This is a genomic window from Ruegeria sp. E8 (assembly GCF_056533985.1).
In genome coordinates, this window is record NZ_JBQFOY010000002.1 from 1 (window position 1) to 23,160 (window position 23,160).

General features: G+C 56.9%; 20 protein-coding genes. 12 read left to right on the forward strand and 8 right to left on the reverse strand.

The genetic code is table 11. The features are described 5' to 3' along the window. Positions 1–78: 78 nt before the first annotated feature. Positions 79–2,166 carry a dipeptide ABC transporter ATP-binding protein gene (locus ACR0LF_RS03635; RefSeq protein ID WP_480575094.1) on the forward strand — a complete coding sequence of 696 codons (2,088 nt, stop codon included), beginning with the start codon at positions 79–81 and terminating at the stop codon, positions 2,164–2,166. Between the two features lie 120 nt (positions 2,167–2,286). Here ACR0LF_RS03635 and ACR0LF_RS03640 read toward each other — a convergent pair whose 3' ends face one another. From ACR0LF_RS03640 to ACR0LF_RS03650, 3 genes are all read right to left on the reverse strand, one after another. Further along, the gene (locus ACR0LF_RS03640; RefSeq protein ID WP_480575097.1) at positions 2,287–3,273 is read right to left on the reverse strand and encodes an MBL fold metallo-hydrolase; all 987 of its coding nucleotides are present in this window, start codon (positions 3,271–3,273) and stop codon (positions 2,287–2,289) included. A gap of 130 nt (positions 3,274–3,403) precedes the next feature. Next, positions 3,404–4,366, reverse strand: coding sequence for a LuxR C-terminal-related transcriptional regulator (locus tag ACR0LF_RS03645; RefSeq protein ID WP_480575100.1), 963 nt, complete (start codon positions 4,364–4,366; stop codon positions 3,404–3,406). 97 nt (positions 4,367–4,463) lie between these two features. Beyond that, positions 4,464–5,042, reverse strand: coding sequence for a lytic transglycosylase domain-containing protein (locus ACR0LF_RS03650; RefSeq protein WP_480575103.1), 579 nt, complete (start codon positions 5,040–5,042; stop codon positions 4,464–4,466). Between the two features lie 203 nt (positions 5,043–5,245). Between ACR0LF_RS03650 and ssb the strand changes: the two genes are divergently transcribed. Further along, complete coding sequence (ssb, locus tag ACR0LF_RS03655) at positions 5,246–5,731, forward strand: single-stranded DNA-binding protein (protein ID WP_480575106.1); 486 nt, start codon at positions 5,246–5,248, stop codon at positions 5,729–5,731. A gap of 18 nt (positions 5,732–5,749) precedes the next feature. Continuing rightward, positions 5,750–6,820, forward strand: a complete 1,071-nt coding sequence (locus ACR0LF_RS03660) for a site-2 protease family protein (protein WP_480575109.1) — start codon at positions 5,750–5,752, stop codon at positions 6,818–6,820. Between the two features lie 9 nt (positions 6,821–6,829). On the opposite strand, the gene aroB is transcribed toward ACR0LF_RS03660, so the two are convergent. Together aroB and ACR0LF_RS03670 are read right to left on the reverse strand one after the other, a co-directional pair. Then, positions 6,830–7,942 (reverse strand): 3-dehydroquinate synthase, encoded by a 1,113-nt coding sequence (gene aroB, locus ACR0LF_RS03665; RefSeq protein ID WP_480575113.1) that lies wholly within the window; start codon positions 7,940–7,942, stop codon positions 6,830–6,832. Beyond that, positions 7,943–8,530, reverse strand: a complete 588-nt coding sequence (locus ACR0LF_RS03670) for a shikimate kinase (RefSeq protein ID WP_480575116.1) — start codon at positions 8,528–8,530, stop codon at positions 7,943–7,945. It abuts the gene before it with no gap. A gap of 79 nt (positions 8,531–8,609) precedes the next feature. Here ACR0LF_RS03670 and ACR0LF_RS03675 point away from each other — a divergent pair, with 79 nt between their 5' ends. The 9 genes from ACR0LF_RS03675 to ACR0LF_RS03715 all read left to right on the forward strand — a co-directional run bounded on the left by ACR0LF_RS03675 (position 8,610) and on the right by ACR0LF_RS03715 (position 20,301). Further along, positions 8,610–8,759 carry a hypothetical protein gene (locus ACR0LF_RS03675; RefSeq protein ID WP_480575119.1) on the forward strand — a complete coding sequence of 50 codons (150 nt, stop codon included), beginning with the start codon at positions 8,610–8,612 and terminating at the stop codon, positions 8,757–8,759. Further along, positions 8,749–10,269 (forward strand): hypothetical protein, encoded by a 1,521-nt coding sequence (locus ACR0LF_RS03680; protein ID WP_480575122.1) that lies wholly within the window; start codon positions 8,749–8,751, stop codon positions 10,267–10,269. Before ACR0LF_RS03675 ends, ACR0LF_RS03680 begins: the two co-directional genes overlap by 11 nt. Before the next feature lie 2 nt (positions 10,270–10,271). Further along, complete coding sequence (locus ACR0LF_RS03685; protein WP_480575125.1) at positions 10,272–11,228, forward strand: site-specific tyrosine recombinase XerD; 957 nt, start codon at positions 10,272–10,274, stop codon at positions 11,226–11,228. A gap of 63 nt (positions 11,229–11,291) precedes the next feature. After that, the gene (locus ACR0LF_RS03690; protein WP_480575128.1) at positions 11,292–12,599 is read left to right on the forward strand and encodes an HlyC/CorC family transporter; all 1,308 of its coding nucleotides are present in this window, start codon (positions 11,292–11,294) and stop codon (positions 12,597–12,599) included. Positions 12,600–12,859: 260 nt separating this feature from the next. Beyond that, complete coding sequence (locus ACR0LF_RS03695) at positions 12,860–15,277, forward strand: GcvT family protein (protein WP_480575131.1); 2,418 nt, start codon at positions 12,860–12,862, stop codon at positions 15,275–15,277. A gap of 31 nt (positions 15,278–15,308) precedes the next feature. Continuing rightward, positions 15,309–15,908, forward strand: a complete 600-nt coding sequence (locus tag ACR0LF_RS03700) for a nucleotidyltransferase family protein (protein ID WP_480575134.1) — start codon at positions 15,309–15,311, stop codon at positions 15,906–15,908. A 745-nt stretch (positions 15,909–16,653) separates the two neighbouring features. After that, on the forward strand, positions 16,654–18,084 hold the full coding sequence (locus ACR0LF_RS03705; protein WP_480575137.1) for a DegQ family serine endoprotease: 1,431 nt from the start codon (positions 16,654–16,656) through the stop codon (positions 18,082–18,084). Between the two features lie 179 nt (positions 18,085–18,263). Beyond that, positions 18,264–18,944, forward strand: coding sequence for a response regulator transcription factor (locus ACR0LF_RS03710; protein WP_480575140.1), 681 nt, complete (start codon positions 18,264–18,266; stop codon positions 18,942–18,944). Beyond that, on the forward strand, positions 18,937–20,301 hold the full coding sequence (locus ACR0LF_RS03715) for a sensor histidine kinase (protein WP_480856032.1): 1,365 nt from the start codon (positions 18,937–18,939) through the stop codon (positions 20,299–20,301). Before ACR0LF_RS03710 ends, ACR0LF_RS03715 begins: the two co-directional genes overlap by 8 nt. Positions 20,302–20,303: 2 nt before the next feature. Here ACR0LF_RS03715 and ACR0LF_RS03720 read toward each other — a convergent pair whose 3' ends face one another. From ACR0LF_RS03720 to ACR0LF_RS03730, 3 genes are read right to left on the reverse strand one after another with little or no spacing between them, the layout of a single operon-like run. Beyond that, positions 20,304–20,771: a CYTH domain-containing protein gene (locus ACR0LF_RS03720; RefSeq protein ID WP_480575146.1), complete on the reverse strand. Its 468-nt coding sequence runs from the start codon at positions 20,769–20,771 to the stop codon at positions 20,304–20,306. Beyond that, positions 20,768–21,523 carry a ParA family protein gene (locus ACR0LF_RS03725; protein WP_480575148.1) on the reverse strand — a complete coding sequence of 252 codons (756 nt, stop codon included), beginning with the start codon at positions 21,521–21,523 and terminating at the stop codon, positions 20,768–20,770. Before ACR0LF_RS03725 ends, ACR0LF_RS03720 begins: the two co-directional genes overlap by 4 nt. Continuing rightward, entirely contained in the window at positions 21,520–23,115 is a 1,596-nt protein-coding gene (locus ACR0LF_RS03730) for a CHAD domain-containing protein (protein ID WP_480575150.1), read from the reverse strand. The genes ACR0LF_RS03725 and ACR0LF_RS03730 overlap by 4 nt, the downstream gene beginning before the upstream one ends. Between the last annotated feature and the right edge of the window lie 45 nt (positions 23,116–23,160).

Consider the following 23,160-nt stretch of genomic DNA (forward strand, 5'->3'; position numbering starts at 1 on the left):
GGGGGCGCTGCCCCCGGACCCCCGGGATATTTTTAGCCAGATGAAGGGGATCCCCGGACTCTCGCGAGGAGATACAAGATGAACAAACTGGCGGATTATGACGGACCTATTCTGGAGATCGACAAGCTTTCGATTTCCTTCTTTACCCGTCTGAGGGAAATTCCCGCTGTGATGGATTTTTCGGTCAGCGTACAGCCCGGCGAGGCGGTGGGGTTGGTCGGCGAATCCGGTTGCGGCAAATCAACCGTGGCGCTGGGCGTTATGCAGGACCTTGGCAAGAACGGTCGCATCGTCGGCGGAACGATCAAGTTCAAAGGCCGCGATCTGGCAGAGATGTCGACCGAAGAATTGCGTGACATTCGCGGCAATGAGATCGCGATGATCTATCAGGAACCTATGGCGTCGCTGAACCCGGCGATGAAAATCGGCAAACAGTTGATGGAAGTGCCGATGATCCACGAGGGCGTTAGCCAGGAAGAGGCTTACTCTCGCGCGTTGGAAGTGGTGACAGACGTACGCTTGCCGGACCCCGAGCGGATGCTGAATTCGTTCCCGCACCAGTTGTCGGGTGGTCAGCAGCAGCGGATCGTGATCGCGATGGCGCTGATGTCGAAACCGGCGTTGTTGATATTGGACGAACCTACAACCGCGTTGGACGTGACCGTTGAGGCCGCTGTGGTCGAGTTGGTCAAGGATTTGGGCAAGAAATACGGCACATCGATGCTGTTTATCTCGCACAACCTGGGTCTGGTTCTGGAAACCTGCGACCGGCTTTGCGTGATGTATTCGGGTGAAGCGGTTGAGCGCGGCTCGATCAAGGATGTGTTCGACGAGATGCAGCACCCTTATACACAAGCGCTGTTCAGGTCGATCCCACTGCCTGGGGCTGACAAGAACTCGCGTCCTCTGGTGGCCATACCGGGGAACTTCCCCCTGCCCCATGAGCGGCCTCCGGGCTGTAACTTTGGCCCGCGCTGCGACTATTTCGAAGAGGGTCGCTGTGACGCCAAGGACATCCTGATGGAAGCGGTGCCCGGGAATGACCGGCATCACACGCGCTGCCTGAAATTCCAGGAGATCGATTGGAACGCGCCGATCACGGTGGGCGAGCAAAAGGAAAAGGCCGAGATTGGTCGGACCGTTCTGAAGATGGACAACCTCAAGAAATACTATGAGGTTGCGGCAAACGCGCTGTTTGGAGGTGGCGAGACGAAGGTTGTGAAGGCCAACGAAACGCTCAGTTTCGAGGCGCACGAATCCGAGACTCTGGCGATCGTTGGCGAATCCGGTTGCGGCAAGTCCACCTTTGCCAAGGTTCTCATGGGGCTGGAAACGGCCACCGACGGGCAAATCCTGCTGGACAACCGCAATATCGAACAGGTGCCCATCGAGGAGCGTGATGCCAAAACCGTTGGCGAAGTGCAGATGGTCTTCCAGAACCCGTTCGACACTTTGAACCCGTCGATGACGGTCGGGCGTCAGATCATACGGGCGCTGGAAATCTTCGGCGTCGGCAATTCCGAGGCCGAGCGCAAAAAGCGGATGCTGGAGTTGCTGGATCTGGTGAAACTGCCGCGCGCCTTTGCGGATCGGATGCCGCGACAGTTGTCTGGTGGTCAGAAGCAACGTGTGGGCATCGCCCGTGCCTTTGCGGGTGACGCCCGCATCGTGGTGGCGGACGAGCCGGTATCGGCGCTGGACGTTTCGGTTCAGGCTGCGGTGACCGACCTGTTGATGGAAATTCAGCGTGAACAGAAAACCACGCTGTTGTTCATCAGTCACGACTTATCGATTGTGCGGTATCTGAGCGACCGGGTGATGGTGATGTATCTGGGCCATGTGGTGGAACTGGGCACCACGGATCAGGTCTTTGCCCCACCCTATCACCCCTATACCGAAGCACTGCTGAGTGCGGTTCCGATCGCCGATACGTCGATCGAGAAACAGCATATCGTTCTGGAAGGCGACATCCCATCGGCGATGAGCCCGCCGCCGGGTTGCCCGTTCCAGACGCGGTGCCGCTGGAAATCCGAAGTGCCTGACGGTCGGTGTGAATCCCATGTACCGCCGGTGCAGACCCTGGCGGATGGGCATCAGGTGAAATGTCACCTGGCCGAAGACATTCTGGCACGGATGGAACCTGTGATCAAAGTCGCAGCGGAGTAACCGTCAGATTGGATTTGGAAAGGGCCGGTCATGGACCAGCCCTTTCTGTTGGCGCCGTGGTTTTGTGGGGAGACTAACGGCGCTAGAACTTTCACGTGAGTGGCAGCCCCCGGAATGACCTCAACCGGTCATGACGTTATTGCCGAAATGCATGAACTCCTGATTCATTCCGGCAATCTCCCCGGCTTCGAGCTGCAGGCTGGCACTGTCGAGCATCTTGTAGCTCTGCTGCCCTTTCACCCAGTCGTCAGCAGTTTGCAGTGTCGTCAGAGTGTAAGACGTGACCTCATTCAGGTAATGGGTCGGGATGATGACCTTGGGCTTAAGCTTGGAGACGATGTCGTTTCCCTGATCAAAGCTGAGAATGTGTTCCGAGCCATCCACAGGCAGCGTCAGAACATCCACCTGTCCGATCGCATCCCAGAACTCCTGCGGCGGATTATGGCGGTTGTCGCCCCAGATCAGTGTGCGGATGCCCCCGGTTTCGACCAGATAGACGACCATATCCATGTGACCGACATTGTTCGGCGGGCAGGCTTCCACCCCGAACTCGGCCAGTGCGTTCGTCCAGTCATACCAGCCAGGCGCGACACAGGCGTGCTTATCGGCAAAGCCAGTGATCTTGACGTCGGCAAACTCAAAGTTACCCACCATGCGATCCAGCACCATTGTCGAGCTTGGGCGTTCAATCGCATCGTGATCGAAATGCGCATGGGTGGACAGGGTGATGTCCACAGGTATCTGGGGGAATTCATTGCGGAACCACAGACCCCACGCACCCGACGGATCATCGCGCCAGGGATCAAACAGAACGGTCGCCCCGTTGGGCGAGGTGATTTTGATGGCACAATGACCGTAATAGTCGATGCCAACGGCCCCGGTGCTGGCCTGACCGGTCGACCCTTGCAGGTCGATCACATGGTTGTTGTTCCCCGGCTGCAACCAGGCCTGCGATTGCGCCTCGGCCGGTTTTGCGCCCAGCACCGAAGCTGTCGCGCCGACACCAGCGGCGCCCGCCGCCATAAAGAACGACCGGCGCGACAGCCCCGGCGCCAGTTGATCCTTGTCTCCTTTCAGGATGGTCGGCTTCAGATCTTTTCGATCCATGTTTGTGTACCTCTCTGTTGGACGTGTGCAGTTTGTCCGCACCTCACCACAGAGGGTAACAAGCCAAGGCATACGGGCTCAGACCGGAAAATTAGGGGTGAAATATGGGGGCAAACCCCATATTCAGACATCACGAAATCGAGAGCAAATGGCTGCGCAGGTTCTTCTCGCGTCCCTCAAGGCCCAGTTTACGACGGATATTGTTGCGATGAAAATCGATGGTCGATGTTTCCCGCGACAAAGCCTTGGCAATGTCTTTGGTTGTTTTCCCAAACATCACCATCTGCGCGATTTCAATCTCGGTCGGGGTCATTGCCGCGAAGGCATCTGTCAGTTTGTCAGACAAGGACGACGTAATCTCGTTGAGGTTCTTTTCGGCTAGCTCAAGATAGACGTATTGCGCCTCATCCCCGGAAAGCTGCGCCCGAACTTTTTCGAGATATGGCAGAACTCGGCTGCGCACCTGTTCGACAATTTCGTGATCCCGGCTTTTGCGATCGTCATCCAGGCTGGACAGCAAAACGCGTAGAGCCGTGTTCGTTTCCTGCAATTCCCGCGTGCGATCCGAGACACGCATTTCAAGCTGCGCCAGTGTTTCGTTCAGTTTCTCTTCCAAAGCACGGCGCAGATAAACCTCTTGCAACAAAGCCAAATCCGACTCGACCATGCGTGCGAACTGCGCCAGTCCTTCGCGAAACAACAAAGCGCGTCGGTTCTGTTTTCGATCCAATACGCAGATTGTTCCGAACACCGATCCATCAGGCCATTTCAACGGCAGACCGATGTAAAAGGTCATCCCGTGTTCCAAATCGTCATTGTCTGCCCAGACCGGATCACAAGCGGCGTCCTCGACCACCAGTTCCCCGTCGCGTTGCAGAACGCCCTGACAATATAGTTTGGGATTCAGCTGGAAACTCATGCCAACTGGATAAGGGTTTTCAGGATGATCGGACGTGATCAGTACGGCATGATCCGGCGCATCGGTCTTCATGATCAGGCTTGCGGGGACATCCGCCAGCTCTGCGACCAGGTCCACCAGCTGTTGCCAGTTGGCCAGTGTTTCTTTGGGAATTTGCGGGTGATCAACAGGCATAAGGGGCCTCACCAGTGACTGGGCGATACCCTTTCAGGTTAGTTGGACAGTCTGTCCAGAATCAAGAATTGGACGCTCTGCACCGCAGCATCGAGGTTTACCCGCCCCAGATAACCTTCACGTAATTCTGGGTTTCCTTGTAGGGCGGAATACCGCCATGCTTTTCCACAGCCTTTGGCCCTGCGTTATAAGCCGCCAAGGCCAGAGGCCAGGACTTGAACTTGCGGTACTGCCAGGACAGGTATCTGGCCCCGCCTTCAAGGTTCTGTTTGGGATCATGCGGGTTAACCCCCAACAGTTCGGCTGTTTGAGGCATCAGTTGCGCCAATCCCAGCGCGCCTTTGTGAGATTTCGCCTGCGGGTTCCATCCGCTCTCCTGCTGCACAAGACGCAAGAACAAATCTTCGGGAATGTTGTGAAGTCGGGCCGCCTGCTTCGCCAGGTCCAGGTAATGGCCGCGATACTTCCCGGTATAACGCTTGCTGGTTTGCGCGCGGGATGTTTTGGGCTTCAACCGAGCGGAATCGCGATATTGCGTTGCAGCACGGGAATCCAAAACCTTGGATTGCTTCAGAAAAATATCCTTACGGCTTTTGGTCGACAGCGTTTGCGCCTGCACAGGCGCGACAGCCAGCACAAGGCAGACAACAGAAAACCCAGCAACCCAAGAACGCATCAATGCCTATCCTGCTCGATAAGAAACCAGTCAGAGTATAGGTATTCGCGGCGAAAATGAAAGCGTGGTAACGACCAAAGTAAGACTCTTGTTCAACACTGTTGTATCTACTGTTTTCAACCATGATGCAGGCCGTATAGGGTCTCACAAAACAAGTCGCGCCAGATTCGGCGCATATACGTGAAAACAGAACGAGGAATTACATGGCGGGTTCAGTCAACAAGGTCATTCTGGTCGGAAATCTTGGCCGCGACCCCGAGGTCCGGTCGTTCCAAAACGGCGGCAAAGTGTGCAATCTGCGCATTGCCACCTCGGAAAACTGGAAGGACCGCAACACAGGTGAACGCCGTGAGCGGACAGAGTGGCACTCGGTCGCCATCTTCTCGGAGCCGTTGGCCCGTATTGCCGAGCAATATCTGCGCAAAGGCAGCAAGGTTTACATCGAAGGCCAGCTGGAAACCCGCAAATGGCAGGATCAGTCCGGTCAGGACCGTTATTCGACCGAAGTTGTCCTGCGCCCTTATCGCGGAGAACTGACCTTGCTCGACAGCCGTGGTGAAGGTGGCGGCGGCGGTGGTGGTTACGGCGGCGGCCAAGCCGGTGGTGGATATGGGGATCCTTATGGTGGTCCGTCCAGCTCTCCGGCGCCTGCATCGGGCGGAATCGACGACGACGAGATTCCGTTCTAAGCAAAACGGAGACACAACATGACATGGTCCTTCTCTCTCGGCCGATTGCTCGGTTCCGAACTGAGGGTCCATGTCACCTTTTTCCTGCTTTTGGCCTGGGTCGGTTTTGCCGCCTACTCCGCCGGTGGCCTGCCTGCGGCTATTGAAAACCTGATCTTTGTTCTGGCGCTGTTTGCCTGCGTTGTTGCGCATGAATTCGGTCACGCCCTTATGGCCCGGCGTTATGGAATCAAAACCCCTGACATAACCCTGCTGCCCATCGGCGGGTTGGCCCGGCTGGAAAGAATGCCCGAAAAGCCGATGCAGGAAGTTCTGGTGGCCCTGGCCGGTCCTGCGGTAAATATCGTCATCTGGATCATTCTTGTCGCATTGGGCGCAGGGCTGCCGATTGAGACATTATCCCAGCTCGATTCACCGGGTGTCGGGTTTCTGAACAGGCTGGCTTACATCAATCTGCTGCTGGCTGTGTTCAACATGATCCCCGCCTTCCCCATGGATGGAGGCCGCGTTTTCCGCGCCCTTCTGTGTCTGCGCATGGATCGTGTCAAAGCCACGCGCGTGGCCGCGGTCGGCGGCCAGATCGTAGCCGTGGGCCTTGGCTTTTTCGGACTGAGTTCGGGCAACCCCTTCCTGGTTCTGATTGCAGTGTTTGTGTTCATCGCGGCCAATGCCGAAAGTCAGGACGTCGCGTTGCGATCTGCTGCTCGCCGTGTATTGGCACGCGATGCGATGATCACAGAATTTCACGCGCTATCCCCCAACGACACGCTGAGCACGGCGGCACAAGCCGTGATCCACACTACGCAGCACGAGTTTCCCGTGCTTGATGCTGAACATGCTCTGCTTGGTTTTGTGACCCGTGATCGGCTGTTCGCTGCGTTGGCAAGTGATCAACCCAGATCAGCACCGGCGACCTCGATCATGGACGCGGATATCCCTGCGGTTTCGTTGACCACCGGCCTGGAAGCCGTATTGGAACATCTGCACAAGGGTGCTCCGGCCATCTCGGTGGTCACCCGGTCCGGGCGCATGATGGGTTACATCACGCGGGAAAACATCGGCGAGCTGATGGTCATTCAGGGTCGTTAGGGTTTTCGGTCAAGCCGTCGCGAGGGCGTCCGACAAAACCGACAGAACCGCATCTTTCGGTACATCTGAGGTCACGAAAGCCTGCCCAATCCCGCGCGCCAGAATAAACCTAAGCTGCCCGTCCACAACTTTCTTGTCCTGTCCCATAAGATCTACCAGCGCCTCGGCGTTTGGTAGGTCGCCCGGAATATCGGCCAGATCGGTTTTCATCCCCATCGCCCGCAAATGCGCACGCACCCGGCTTGGGTCTTCTTGCGAACACAGGCCAAGGCGGGATGACAGTTCAAACGCCAGTGCACAGCCGATGGCCACGCCTTCGCCATGTAAAAGACGGTCGGAATAACCCGTCGCAGCCTCCAGAGCATGGCAGAACGTATGCCCAAGATTGAGAAGGGCGCGGTCGCCTTGTTCGGTTTCATCCCGCGCCACGATATCGGCTTTCATTTGAACCGAACGCGTGACTGCGTGCACGCGGGCCGCCATGTCACCGTTGGAAACACTTGGACCGTTTTTCTCAAGCCATTCAAAGAAGTTTGCATCGCCTAGCAGTCCGTACTTAACAACCTCACCATAGCCGGACAGAAAATCCCTCTGCGTCATGGTGCCCAGCACCGAAGTATCAGCCAGTACCAGCGAAGGTTGGTGAAACGCGCCAATCAGGTTTTTTCCCTGAGGTGCGTTGATCCCGGTTTTTCCACCCACCGAGCTGTCGACCTGCGCCAGCAAAGATGTCGGGATCTGCACAAACCGAACACCGCGCCGCAGAACCGCCGCTGCAAAACCAGCCAGGTCACCAATAACCCCACCGCCAAGGGCCACGACAACGTCCTGACGCTCGACTTTCTCAGCCAGCAGCCACTCAACGGCGCGTTCAAAATGCGGCCAGCTTTTGGTGGCCTCTCCGGCTGGCAGGGCCAGTGCGGACATCTCAATGCCCGCAGCGTTCAACCCGGCGCGTAGAGTTTCCAGATGCAGATCGGAAACGTTCTCATCCGTCAAAACCGCGACTTTTGACCGAGCCAGCAGTGGTGAAATCCATTCTCCGGCCCGCGCCAGAAGATCCGGCCCGATCTCAACGTCATACGACCGGTCACCCAGTTCCACATGTACTGTTTGATGCATTTACTTGTGTTCCAAAACATCAGGGCGCGCCAACAAAGCGTCGACAACGCGGCCAACCATATTTTCGATCGAAGTCTCGCCATCCGATTCAACCGTCAGATCAGCTTGGGCATATACCGGAACGCGGGCTTCGTAGAGGGACTTCAACGTTGCATACGGATCGGCGGTACGCAGCAACGGGCGCGTATCTTTGTGGCGAACGCGGTTCCACAGAACGTTTAGGTCCGCCCGCAGCCAGACCGCAGCACCTTTTTCGGTAATCATGCGGCGGTTCTCGGGCTGCAAGAACGCCCCGCCACCCGTTGAAAGAATGCCTTTCTTCTCATCCAGCAAGCGCCCGATGACCTGAGATTCTTTGGTGCGGAAAAAAGGCTCACCGTCGCGCTCGAATATCTCGGGAATGGTCATGTTGGCGGCTGATTCGATCTCAGCATCGCTGTCCAGAAACGGAACACCCAGTCTGGCGGCCAATGCACGACCCACAGCGGTCTTGCCAGCCCCCATCATGCCCACCAAAACAACGGTTTTGTGCAAATCAAAACCGGCCTGCGTGTCCGCTGGATGCGTGTTATGCTTAATTTCGCTCATTTAACCGTGAATGACGTGATCTTAGGAAAAATGCCAGTTATAACTTGGCCAAAATCAAAAATTGAGGCAGCGTGGCGCCATGGGCCGTCTGATTAAGTTCCTGATATATGTTCTTTGCCTGGGATTCATTGGGCTGGTTGCCTATGCCTATGTCGGCCCGTTCTTTGGCGCGGATTTCTCTGCACCGCAAAGTGAAATCCGCGAACCGGTCGAATTGGATGTCAACTAAACAGGCGCTGTTGGCGATCTTTCTGGCTGGTTCGGCGCAGGCGCAAGCCCCGCTATCTGCAATCGAATGGCTGGCGAACCCTCCGGAAAACCTGCCCGGAACGGTTTTGCTTGAACCTCCGGTCGCGCAGAATGGCGGATTGCCCGATGTCGAAGTGACCCCGCTCGAAGCGCTGTCACAACCGCTGGGTCTAGTGTCGTCTTCGGTGACTGGATTGCCGGTGGATTTGTGGCACAACAGCGATGCGGACCGACTTGCGGAATTGATTGCAAAAACACCCGTTCGCGGTAATCCGGCAATGCAGCGGTTGTTGTTTACATTGCTTCTGTCAGAAACCCGTGCTCCCGCCGGGCCGGAAGCTGAAGAGGTGTTGTTGCTGGCGCGACTGGATCGATTGATGCAGCTGGGCGCGGCCGATCCCGCTCAATCGCTTGTCCAACTGGCGGGACCAACGGATTCTCAGGACCGGTTTCAACGCTGGTTCGATGCCACGCTGCTGACCGGCGACGAGGATCGCAGTTGCACCGCCCTGATCGCTGAACCACATCTGTCCAGAGATTATGCAGCACAAGTGTTCTGCAAAGCTCGTCGGGGGGATTGGGCGTCCGCAGCGCTGACGCTGGAAGCCGCGCATGCGCTTGAGGTTTTGCCGCCGGAAGACCTTGCCGTTCTTGATCGATTTCTGAGTCCAGAACTCTACGAAGGCGCTGCTTATCTGCCTCAACCCGAAAACCCGGACCCGCTGAGTTTTCGCCTGTTTGAGGCAATCGGAGAGCGTCTTCCCTCTGCCCCGCTGCCCCGCGCGTTTGCCAACGCTGACCTGCGAGATGTGGCGGGATGGAAAGCGCAGATCGAAGCTGCCGAACGGCTCACGCGTATTGGCGCTTTGACACCCAATCAATTGCTGGGCCTTTACACCGAGCGGTCTCCGGCAGCGTCCGGTGCGGTCTGGGACAGGGTTGCGGCCATTCAACGGTTTGAAAGCGCGCTGGATACCGGCAATTCGGAAGCCATTGGTAAGACTCTGCCACCGGTCTGGCAGCAGATGCGAAACGTCGGGCTTGAAGTGCCTTTTGCCGAACTGTTCGCCGAGCGTTTGTCGCATTTGTCCTTGGATGTACCTGCGACTGAAAACTTGCGCTGGCGCGTTCTGATGCTGTCGGGTCTTTACGAACAAGCCGCCCTGTCCACGCCTGACGCGTCCACCGAGTCACTGTTCCTTGCGGCTTTGGCGCAAGGTGATCCGGGGCGTGCGACATCCCCTTCCCCATGGGCGGATGCAGTTGCGCAGGGATTTGCGTGGGCGGCACCGGTGCCCAACGACATCGACGCGCTACTTGCCAACGGTCAGCTTGGTGAAGCGATACTGGAAGCAGTGCAGCTTTTTGCGCATGGCGCACGGGGCAATCTGGTGGATCTGACCGCCGCAATCGCAACTTTCCGGCGCGTGGGCTTGGAAGACACTGCGCGGCGTGCAGCACTGACCCTGTTGATCCTGCAAGAGCGGTGATCATGAGCGCACCGGCATCAAACGAGCTATGGATTTCGACCTTCTTGCAGGCTCAGGCGGCCGAATTGGGGGCAGCGACAAATACATTGCTGGCCTATGGGCGCGACCTGAAGGATCTGGCCGCATGGTTGGAACACAGGTCTTCCGGGTTTGACCAAGCAGATCGTGATCAGATCGAGGCCTACTTGATCGACTGCGACGCACAGGGCCTGTCACGTTCAACCCGCGCGAGGCGCTTGTCGGCCATCAAACAACTCTATCGATTTGCCTTCGAAGAAAGCTGGCGCGAGACGAATCCCGCCATTCAGATCAAAGGTCCGGGCCGCCAGAAACGGTTGCCGAAAACGCTGGACGTGCCCGAGGTTGATCGCCTGCTCGAAGCCGCACGACAAACCGGACGCACCAAAGCAGATCGGGTGCGCAACACTTGTCTGATGGAGGTTCTTTACGCCACAGGAATGCGCGTGACCGAACTTGTGTCCCTGCCCGTCTCCTCGGCCCGAGGCGATCCGCGGATGCTGCTGGTTATGGGGAAAGGTGGCAAGGAACGCATGGTACCGCTGTCGCCACCGGCGCGGGACGCGTTGGCCGCGTGGCTGACAGTTCGGGACGAGATCGAAGATCAGGCCGTAGAGAAAGGCGGTCAAAGATCGCGTTTTCTGTTTCCTTCGCGCGGCAAATCCGGCCATTTGACGCGACACAGGTTCTTTCTGCTGGTCAAGGAACTGGCAGTTCAGGGTGGCGTGTCGCCGGAAAAAGTCACGCCGCACACCTTGCGCCACGCCTTTGCCACGCATCTGCTGGCGAACGGTGCCGATCTGCGCTCGATCCAAACACTGTTGGGTCATGCTGACGTCGCCACGACCGAGATTTACACCCATGTTCTGGATGAACGGCTAGCGGAACTGGTGTTGCAACATCACCCGCTGAGCAAAGACCCGGACGGAGACAAGGGCTAAGCCCTTGATCCAGCGGGGCAGTATCCCCATAACGGATGCATCACCCTAAACCACCAAGGACCAATGGAACCCTCACCTTCTCTGATCGACGGCGCATTCTGGTTTACGTCAGGCGCGATCCTCTTATTGCTGATCTTGTCCGGCTTTTTTTCGGGCTCGGAAACGGCACTTACGGCCTCTTCACGCGGAAAACTGAGGGCACAGGCCGACAAGGGTTCACGCGGGGCGAAAAAGGCGCTGGAAATCACCGACGACAATGAACGTCTGATCGGATCGGTTCTGCTGGGTAACAACCTCGTCAACATCCTCGCGGCATCGCTTGCGACGGCGTTGTTCACGCGGCTGTTTGGTGAAAGCGGCGTGGCTTTGGCGACGCTGGTCATGACCTTGCTGGTTCTGATCTTTGCCGAAGTGCTGCCCAAGACCTACGCCATCACCAATTCCGAGAAAGCCGCCGCAGCGGTTGCGCCGATCATCAGCGTGGTTGTCACGGTATTTTCGCCCATCGTCGCAGCCGTGCGATTGCTGGTGCGCGGTGTATTGCGCCTGTTCGGCGTGCAGATCGATCCCGACAGCAACATTCTGGCCGTTCGTGAAGAAATCGCCGGGGCCCTGCAATTGGGCCATTCCGAAGGTGTAGTCGAAAAGGAAGACCGCGACCGCATCCTGGGCGCGCTGGATCTGGGCGACCGGGCGGTGGAAGAGATCATGTTGCACCGCTCGAACATCGAGATGATCGACGCAGATGCCGCACCCGAGGCGATCCTGAAACAATGTCTTGAGAGCCCCCATACGCGTTTGCCTGTCTTCAGGGATGAGCCGGAAAATATCGTCGGCGTTGTCCATGCCAAGGACCTTTTCCGCGCGATGTACGCGCAGGCTGGAGGCAGCGACGGCAGCGCCGAACGACTGGCCAGCTTTGACATCGGCAAAGTGGCCAACGATCCCTATTTCGTGCCCGAAACCACCACGCTGGACGACCAGATGCGGGAATTCCTGCGGATGCACAGCCATTTTGCGCTGGTGGTGGATGAATATGGCTCACTGCGCGGCCTGATCACTCTGGAAGACATTCTCGAAGAGATCGTGGGTGAGATCGCCGATGAATTCGACATCGAGGAAGACGTTCCGGTGACCCGCACTGATGATGGCCAGTTCCTGGTCGAAGGTGCCATGACCATCCGTGACGCCAACCGCGCGCTGGACTGGTCACTGCCGGATGAAGAGGCCAACACCCTAGCCGGTCTGGTGATTCACGAGGCACAGATGATCCCTGTCGTTGGTCAGGTGTTTTCGTTCCACGGTTTCCGGTTCGAGGTCACGGCACGCGAAGGCAACCGCATTACCGGACTGAAAGTACGTCCCCTCTAGCTTATCCAAAAAGCCGGTGCCCGAAACGGAGCACCGGCTTTGGGTACTGGTCGTGCGCGAACCAACAACGCAAGAAATACATCCCCGTCAGGACACCAAGGGCGCTATCCACAACACGCGTTAGGTCGGGTGCATTTTCGAGACGGGCTCCGGGGCTTTTGCCCAAGTCAGCGAATGACTTCCGCGACAAGTTTTGTCGCTTTTGACATTGCGCTCTGACCCACGCCAAGCACACTGGCGAAAACCAGTGGGAGGCCCTTATGAAACTTCAAACTCGCGTGGTGGTCATCGGCGGCGGCGTTGTCGGCTGCTCGGTCCTGTATCACCTGACAAAGTTGGGCTGGTCTGACGTCATGCTGCTGGAACGGTCCGAATTGACCAGCGGATCGACCTGGCACGCGGCGGGCGGATTTCACACCCTGAACGGCGACACCAATATGGCTGCGCTGCAAGGCTATACGATCCGGCTGTATAAAGAGCTTGAAGAGATCACCGGCATGTCCTGTGGCCTTCACCATGTGGGCGGCGTGACGTTGGCTGACAATCAGGACCGGTTCGACATGCTTCTGGCCGAGCGCGCCAAACACCGGTTCATGGGGCTTGAAACAGAAATCGTCGGACCGGAAGAGATCAAGAAGATCGCTCCGATCACCAACACCGATGGCATTATCGGCGCGCTCTATGATCCTCTGGACGGGCATCTCGACCCATCCGGCACCACGCATGCCTATGCCAAGGCTGCCCGTATGGGCGGTGCCACGATCGAAACCCATTGCATGGTGCGTGAAACCAACCAGCGCTCGGACGGAACCTGGGATGTCGTGACCGACAAAGGCACCATTCACACCGAGCATGTCGTCAATGCAGGCGGTCTTTGGGCGCGTGAAGTGGGCGCAATGGCCGGGGTCTACTTCCCCCTGCACCCGATGGAGCATCAGTATCTGGTGACCGACGCGATCTCCCAGATCGAAGCGATCATCGACGCCGGTGGAGAGCACCCGCACGTCATGGACCCGGCAGGTGAAAGCTATCTTCGGCAGGAAGGGCGCGGTTTGTGCATCGGGTTCTATGAACAACCCTGCAAACCCTGGGCCGTTGACGGCACGCCGTGGGAGTTTGGCCACGAATTGCTGCCTGACGATTATGACAAGATCACCGACAGTATCGAGTTCGCATATCGCCGCTTCCCGGTTCTGGCCGAGGCCGGTGTGAAATCGGTTATTCACGGCCCGTTCACCTTTGCGCCCGACGGCAACCCTCTGGTCGGCCCGGTTCCGGGTATGCGCAACTATTGGTCGGCCTGCGGTGTCATGGCCGGGTTCAGTCAGGGTGGCGGCGTTGGCCTGACACTGGCGCAATGGATGATCGAGGGTGAGCCCGAACGTGATGTCTTTGCCATGGATGTGGCACGGTTTGGCGACTGGATCAGCCCTGGCTATACGCGCCCAAAAGTGATCGAGAACTATCAGAAACGCTTTAGCGTCGCCTATCCGAACGAAGAACTGCCCGCCGCGCGCCCCAATCGCTCGACCCCGATGTACGACATCTTTAGCGATCTCGGCGCCGTCTGGGGGCAGCAATATGGGCTGGAAGTCGCCAATTACTTCGCGCAGGGCGATGAGCCGGGTTATGAGACGCCTTCGTTCCGGCGTTCGGACGCGTTTGAGGCGACCGGTCGCGAAGTGCGCGCTGTGCGCGAAGGTGTGGGCATCAACGAAGTCCACAATTTTGGCAAGTACCGCATTACGGGATCAGCCGCACGCGATTGGCTGGATCGGATCATGGCTGGTCGTATTCCGAAACCCGGACGGTTGTCATTGACGCCGATGCTGTCGCACAAGGGTAAACTGATCGGCGATTTCACGGTGTCCTGCCTAAGCGAAACCGAATTTCAGCTTACGGCTTCATATGGCAGTCAGGCCTTCCACACGCGTTGGTTCGAGCAAAACGCCCAGGATGGCGTGACAATCGAGAATATCAGCGACCGTCTGAACGGGTTTCAGATTGCAGGCCCCAAGGCAACGCAGATTCTGGCTGCGTGTACCCGTGATGACCTGAGCGATTTCCACTTTCTCGACGTGCGCCGTATGACCGTTGGCATGACGGACTGCATCGTGCAAAGGGTCAGCTATACCGGCGATCTTGGCTATGAAATCTACTGCGATCCGATGGCGCAGCGGCAACTTTGGTGGACACTGTGGAAGTCCGGACAACCCCACGGCATGGTACCTTTCGGAATGCGCGCGATGATGAGCCTGCGTCTGGACAAGTTCTTCGGCTCATGGATGCGGGAATTTTCACCCGACTACACTGCTGCGGAAACCGGGCTGGACAGATTCATATCGTTCCAAAAGAACGTTGACTTCATAGGTCGTACAGCTGCTGACGCGGAACACACCGAAGGCACTTCACGCACCTTGGTTGCATTCGAGGTCGAGGCCGATGACGCCGACGTCAACGCTTATGAACCCATCTGGTTGGACGGCACTGTTGTCGGGTTCTGCACGTCAGGCGGCTATTCCCACTACGCTCAGAAATCCGTCGCCATGGGCTTTTTGCCGTCTGAACGCGTCGCCGACGGGCTTGAGGTGGAAATCGAGATCCTGGGACAGATGCGAAAGGCCAAGGTCATCTCGACGCCTTTGTTTGATGCGGATGGAGCCCGAATGAGGGGATGACTTGGGCTTGAGCCGACGGCATTGTGGCGAAATGACTGAGATTCCCATCATTCTGCTTGCCGCCGGCCAATCCAGCCGCATGGGCGGTATCGATAAACTGATGCAGCCCGTCGACGGAGTTCCGCTTCTCACCCGATCCGCAACCATGGCCCGCTCTGTCGGGCCTGTTATCGTCGCCCTACCCCCACAACCGCACCCAAGATATGAGGCGCTTGACGGTCTGGACGTTCAGGTCGTCCCGGTTTTAGACGCTGCGGAAGGTATGAACGCCAGTTTGCGCGCCGCGATCCAAAAGTTGCCTCCTGATGCACCAGCTGCAATGGTATTGCTTGCTGATTTGCCTGATCTGACTGCAACCGATCTGAGGATGATCCTGCAAGCGCGGCAAACCTATCCTGACAATTTAATCTGGCGCGGAACAACCGAGGATGGAAAACCCGGTCACCCAGTGGTGTTTGACAAATCTCTCTTCGGCCAACTTTCGGAACTGCAAGGGGATGACGGTGCGCAGGCGGTTGTACGGAAACAGCGCGGCAAGGTTCACTTGCAAACCCTGCCGGGCCAAAACGCGTTGTTGGATCTGGATACCCCGGAAGATTGGACAGATTGGCACGCGAACCGCACCCCATAAAAAACACGGCCCGGTCTTTCGACCGGGCCGGTGCCCAAAACAGGACTACCACTTTGTTCAATCTCCAAAGTGCGGCCAGTGCGCCTTCAAGACGCTCCGGCTATCAAACAGCCAAACCTAAACAAGACCCCCTCGTTAACACGCCGCTATCACTTTTGGTGATCGAGTTGACCGCCAGCGCCCCCTAGCGCTTTTGGTCCCCCTCACTTGGGCACCTTCATCCTCACTGATCTGATCCTTCGAAACAATGTAAAATTGGAGGAAAGGGTTAATTTGGCTTTGAGACGAATGACTTTTGCGCAACATCACGCACGCGCACACTCAACCCTAGGGAGAAAGTGAAGTTGTGAACACGTCAACGATTCGAGATTAAGCGCAAACTTATGAGCTTATTCACCCAGTCAGCAGCACAATAATTGTGTCAAGCCCCGCGCAACACGGGCTCGCCCACAACCATTGGAAGAGCAGTCTTTTTGCCCCCAAATCAGGGAAATCATTGTCAACAAAACAAAGCAAATTCAATGTTTTTGAAAGTTTGACGTCAATTTTAGCAACAATCCTCCGATTCGCCCGTGCCCGAACCGGGAAATTTTGCGAATCCCGACTGACGTCCGCCGTCACACAACACCGGCTTTGTGGCAAAATTAAGATTTATTAATTGAGCAGTCAGGAAACCCCAATCCTGAACAGGCATCTGGTGTCTCAACGCGCATTCGCAGCTGCGTGATAATAACAGGAGACACAAATGAGCATCCGCAAATCCTCGCTTCTACTTCCCCGTACATCGAACTGGGTGGGCGTCAGCGCACTCGGCGCCGCATTGCTGGCAACGACCGCCATGCCGTCGATGGCGGACGAAGCGCTGGCCGATCTGGTCGAAACCGTTTCACCGTCGGTCGTAACCATCATCGCCGAACAGGACACGGCCCCCACTCCGGCTCAGAACTTTGATTTCGAAGGACATCCCTTCGGTGAATTCTTCAAACGATTTGACGGTCCTGAAGGGTTCGACATGCCACAGCGCGGCCCGGCACAGGGCCTGGGCTCGGGCTTTGTTCTGGATGAAGCCGGATACATCGTCACCAATCACCATGTCGTCGACAACGCCTCGACCGTGACGGTTCGGCTCAGCGATGATCGCAGCTATGAAGCCGAAGTGATCGGAACCGACCCGCTGACAGATATCGCAGTGCTGAAAATCGACGCCGATACGGACCTACAAGCTGTTGAACTGGGTGACAGTGACACGATCCGCGTAGGCGAAGACGTTGTCGCCATCGGCAATCCCTTCGGTCTGAGCTCGACTGTCACGACCGGCATCGTTTCGGCCAAAGGACGTAACATCTCGGAAGGTCCGTATGCGGAGTTCATCCAGACGGACGCTGCGATCAACAAGGGTAACTCGGGTGGCCCCCTGTTCAACATGGAAGGTGAAGTTGTTGGCGTGAATTCGGCCATCTATTCGCCCAGCGGTGGATCAGTTGGCCTGGGTTTTGCGGTGACATCGAACATTGTCGAGCACATCGCAGCCGATCTGCGCGACGATGGCCAGGTTAGCCGCGGCTGGCTGGGTGTTTCGATCCAAAACGTCAGCCCGCAACTCGCGGCGGCGTTGGGCATCGATGCCTCTTCTGGCGCGCTCGTGTCCGACGTGGTTACTGACAGCCCGGCAGATGGCGTCCTGAAACAAGGTGACGTGATCCTGTCCTTCAATGACGAGGCCGTCGACTCAAGTGGTGATCTGCCGATCCTTGTGGGCACGACCAAAGTTGGAACAGACAGCACTCTGACCGTTTTGCGGGATGGCAAACAGGAAACGGTTACGCTGACCGTTGGTCAGCATCAGGCCGCGTCCGCTCAGGTTGATGAACCGGTCGAAGCTGAGGTCGCAGGCACATCGCTTGGTGTAACGGTCGCCCCTCTGACTGAAACGGCCCGCGCGGAAACAGGTGTTGCCGAAACCGTCGAAGGCGTTGTGGTCACAGATCTGAAGCCGGACAGCCCGGCGGCAAAAGCCGGCCTGCAGCGAGGCGATGTGATCGTCAAGCTGGGCAATCAGGACACCTTTACACCTGATGCGCTGATGGCAGCACTGGACAGCGAAAAAACCGATCCTGCCCTTGTGCTGATCAATCGCGGCGGCAGCCAGATATTCGTCGCGGTCGAACTGGCCTAATCTAAAAAAGCGTGCGCCGCTTGATGGGGATTTTCGGCGCGCGCCTCACCCGGCGGAACAGAGTTGTCCACTATCCGCCGGGCTTGCCGGGTGCAGGCCCAGCACCCGGCAAGAACTTCTTCAAACCATGTGCTTTACCCGAAATTTGTGTTTAAATCCCGAAAGAAAGGAGCCCGACCATGAGCCGCCGCCTGTTGATCGTCGAAGATGATGCTGACACCAGGGACTTCATCGCCAAAGGATTTGGGGAAGAGGGTTACGTGGTCGAAACCGCAGCCGATGGTCGCGAGGGGTTGTACCATGCCACCGACGGAGGGTTTGACGCTATTGTTCTGGACAGGATGTTGCCCGGCCTCGATGGGCTGTCGCTGATCAAGTCCCTGCGGGCAGCCGGGTTGAAAACCCCTGTATTGATGCTGACGGCCATGAGCGCCGTGGACGAACGGGTAAAGGGCCTGCGTTCGGGCGCTGACGATTATCTGGTCAAGCCCTTCTCGTTCCAGGAGTTGCACGCCCGGATCGAGGCTCTGCTGCGCCGCCCTCAGGAATCCGAAGAGGCGCCGACCTTGACCTGCAAGGATCTGCAAATGGATCTGTTGACCCGCAAGGTCACGCGCGACGGGCACGAGATCACCCTGACCCCTCGTGAGTTTCAGATCCTTGAGTTCTTCCTGCGCCGCAAGAACCGTGTGGTGTCGCGCACCATGTTGCTGGAAGGGGTTTGGGACTATCACTTTGACCCGAACACCAACGTTGTGGACGTCCATATCTCAAAACTGCGGCGGCAGTTGGATGAAGGCGGCGATGCGCCGTTGATTGAAACTGTCCGCGGAGCGGGTTACATGATGTCCGATGGATAACCTTCGGCTTTCCCTGAATAATTCCCGCACAAGGCTGGTCGCCACCAGCATGTTCCTGAGCACCTTTCTAACAGCATCTGTGCTCGCAGTTGTTTATGTGACCGCCAACCGAAGCATCGAGTCGGAAACCCGCTCGGTTGTATCAGCCGAATTGACGGGGCTGGCAGATGAATATGAAAGACGTGGGCTAATCGGTCTGATCACCGCCATCGAACGCCGCCTGCCAAGCGCTTCAGAGCGTGACGCGCTCTATCTTTTGACGGATCGGCTGGGCGTGAAGCTGGTGGGTAATTTGAAATCCTGGCCAGTGAACATTGCCGCCGGAAGCGGTTGGGTAGACCTTGAACTGCGTCGCGCCGACAATGATCAACTCTTGCCTGTTTCAGCCGCGTCCATCCGCCTGCCCGGTGGGGAACGTCTTTTGGTTGGCCGTGACGCCGCGACGCGCCAGCAGTTCGACAGGGTGCTGTTCCGATCCGTCGCACTGGCGCTGGGAATTGCCTTGGTTCTCAGTGTCATCACCGGTTGGCTGTTCACACGGCTGGTGTTTTCGCGCCTTTCCGATATGGCCAGCACGGCCGAGAATATCGTATCGGGCGATCTGTCCAGACGGATGCCCCTTCGTGGAACCGGGGACGAGTTTGATCAGGTCTCGGGCACGTTAAACAACATGCTCGACCGGATCGAGGAGTTGATCAGCAATCTTCGCACGACCTCAAACTCAATTGCACACGACCTGCGTTCGCCGCTGTCTCGCCTGCGTCAAAGGGTCGAAGCCCTTTCGGAACCCGGCAAAAGCGAGCTGGATCGCGAGATCGACATTGCGCGGGCAACGGGTGAGATCGATCATGTCTTGCGGGTGTTGGGGCAGCTCACCGAAATTTCACGTGCTGAGGCCGGTCTGGGGCGCGAGCAATTCGAAACCATCGACTTGCAGCAATTGGTTGGTGATGTCGTCGAACTTTATGATCCCGTCGCCGCCGATCAGCGAGTGCAGCTGGAGGTTACAGGTTCCGCCCCGTCCATTCAGGGGCACCGCCCCCTTCTCTCGCAGGCGCTGTCAAATCTGCTTGAAAATGCGATGCGATACGCGCCAGAGGACACGGCGATCACGATTACAATCGGCGCGCATGATGGGTTTGCTCGGTTGAGCGTCAGGGACCGTGGACCCGGCGTTCCTGTGGAAGAGTTGCATCGCCTTCAGCTTCCTTTCGTGACTCTTGATCCAGCGCGGACAGAGCGTAATGCGGGTTTGGGTCTGGCCCTGGTTGCTGCAATCTCACATATGCATGGCGGGAAGTTTGCAGCGCGGAACTGTGACCCCGGGCTGGAAACCACGATCAACCTCGCGCAATAGCGTCAATCCGGAATGCCGTTTATCGCCAAGGTCTTGTTTTTATAACGCTTGTCGTCCGTCACATCCGCACCGAACCAATCAGGTGGAACGTATTCTTTAGCCTGCTCCTCCGAGGTGAATTCCACCTCCACCAAACGCAAAGGCGCCAGATCGCCTGAAAAGATATCCAGTTCGAACACCAGACCGTCCGGCAATTGACCGGTATAGCGCTCCTTTTCAACACGGCGCCCTTCTGTTTCTGGCCAAAAGGTTTCGAACTGATCCGCAGTAATCTCGGCCTCACGTTCAACTCGCACCAGCCCACCGCTGCCTTTCAGGGTCAGGAAAAACGCATCGTTCTTCTGCCTCAACCGCAGTTCGGTCGAGTCGTCGGGCGCCGTCAAGTAACCCTGTCGCACGACCGCTTTTTGCGCCTTGCTCAGGTCCGGTAGTTCCGACACCAGAAACTTGCGTTCTATTTCTTTGCTCATCGGATTGAAACCACTCCGTTTTCCAATTCGTCAAACAGCGCATTATACGCAGCGCAGGCCACGCTGCGCCCGGCATAGGTGCTGACCGGGGCACGGTGCTGACCCATTTTCTCAATGTCCGCCGCAAAAGGCACCGTCGTCTGCAAAAAACGCTTCGGATACAGTGCGCGCATCGACACCATCGTGTCCTGATGCAAAATCTTCCGCTGTTGCACCATCGAAAAGAACGCCCGCAACTTTTTCTTACGCAGTTTGTGTTTATCAAAAAAGCGCACCAGTTGATCGAATGTCCGTTCAGACAGCGTTGTGGGTATGACTGGCACCACGATCTCATCGGCTGCCTTAAAGACATTCTCGGACAGGATCGAAAAGTTGGGCGGACAGTCCAGAATGATCACATCATAGTCGCTGCCAGCCGCCACAAGAGCCTTTTTCAACCGCGAGCGCTTGTTCCGCATCCGCGACAGGAACACATCGAAATCGCGAAAGGTCAGGTTTGCAGGAAGCACGTCCAACCCTTCGAAATCGCTGGCCCGGATGCCTTTTGTAAACCGTTCTACATCCTCGAAAAACCGAGCCTCCGTCAACTTCTTCGATGGCTTCACCCGAAAGTAGAACCCAGACGCGCCTTGTGGGTCGAGATCACACAGCAACACTTGTTTCCCGGCTTGCGCATACGCATAGGCCAGATTCACCGAGGTCGCGGTTTTACCGACACCGCCCTTGTTGCTGTAACAGGCAATGATCTTCATTCCTCACTCCTTTTTTGGTGAAATAAGCTGCGGAACAGGTGTCGGGTTTCAGGCCCGTTGAATTGCTGAAAGCTTGAGATGACGCGGCTTCGTTCGGCCTTTTGGCGCTGATCCAGCACGGCAATCAATCCACCCACCGCCAGACCGATCTGGGCATCCACGCGGCCCTGGGTGTTGCTTTGTTGCGAAACGAAGGCCAGCAATGCCTCTTGCTGCACCGAGTAGTCGTTGAATAGACCCAGATTATCCTGAAGCTTTTTCAGAGGCTTGAGTATGGATTTGAAACTCTTTGCGTCAAAGAGCGGGGCAAAGAACTCCATCAGGTAGCGTAGCTTTTTGCAATCAATGCGGAGGTCATGCACCGTTTCGTCCGGGGTGTCTTCGGTAATGCTGCGCGCGATCTTGCACACCTTGCGATAGCGTTTCCAGATCAGCGCGCAGGCATAGTCAAATGCGCCCCGGTTTGCGTTTAGCCCGGGCTGCAAGCGTGCTGTGCCATCGAACAAAGCGATCAGCTCAGTCATTGACGCGTCGTAGGCGTCGCTGCGTAATCGTCGGGACAAGCGGGATAATTCCTGCGCGCGCTCCTTCTGGAAACGATCAAACATTTCCTGCAAACCTGCGTGAAGATTCGATGGTATCAATTTGAAATACATATCTTTTTCCAAAAGATACACATCCAGATCGCGCATTCTCCCAGTGGGGGCCATGAGATCGGAAAAGACCTGTTTCAACTCTGCGGTCTGCGCATCAGAGAAAACCCCTTTGAACAGGCTGAGCACGGAACGGATTTTCCGAAGAGACACCCGGTAATCGTGCAGAAACTCTGTATCAATGTCAGCAATCACACCAGCTTCGTTCTGTCGTGCAACCTTAAGATATGTTTGGATAATATCTGCAGCCACCTCGATGGAAGGTTCCGTTTTTCCCAATTTGATCTCAGGCTTGGCCTGATAGGCGACCATGTCCGGATACAGCCCGGCATAGAACGCATCCAGACCCTGCTCATCAGCAGTCATAGCGGCAATAGCTGCGCTAACCTTTTGATACGCTCTTTCGTACCCTCTCAGCCGCTGAAGTTGAACAATCGTCGCTTGCCCTTTTGGTGAGGACATGGACCAAATCGTTCCCCTGACCTGCGTTTTCTGCAACTCGTCCAGCACAATGAGAGAATTCACCTGAATCTCTCCGGTTCCGATCTGCATTAACGCGCGCAGTTCGGGAAACTTGTTCAAAGCCGACCGCACCGGCCCCTGTGGCAGGTCTAGAACAAACCGCCCTTGCCCTTTGCAGCGCTGAGACAGTGGGAGGCCGCCGTGCTGCCAAAGATGCAGTACACCACCAGTTTCAATCAGAATCCGACCAGACGAGCGCAACGACTGATCGTGACAATCCAACAGTGAAAACGGTTTGGCGGCCCCTTTTGTGTCAATTCTTACAGACAGCCCCGAAAGGGAATTGGCAAAAAGCGCCTCGTCAAATGGATTTGGCAGAATGAACTGATCAGCGGAAGGCCCGGTCATGGTCCAACCTTCCGAGGCTTTTTTCTTGCCCTTGGCTGACTTCCTTCCGGTCTCTTTGGCATTTGACACCCGACCCTCCATGACAGCGTAACGTCAGGCAAACTTATTCCCCGA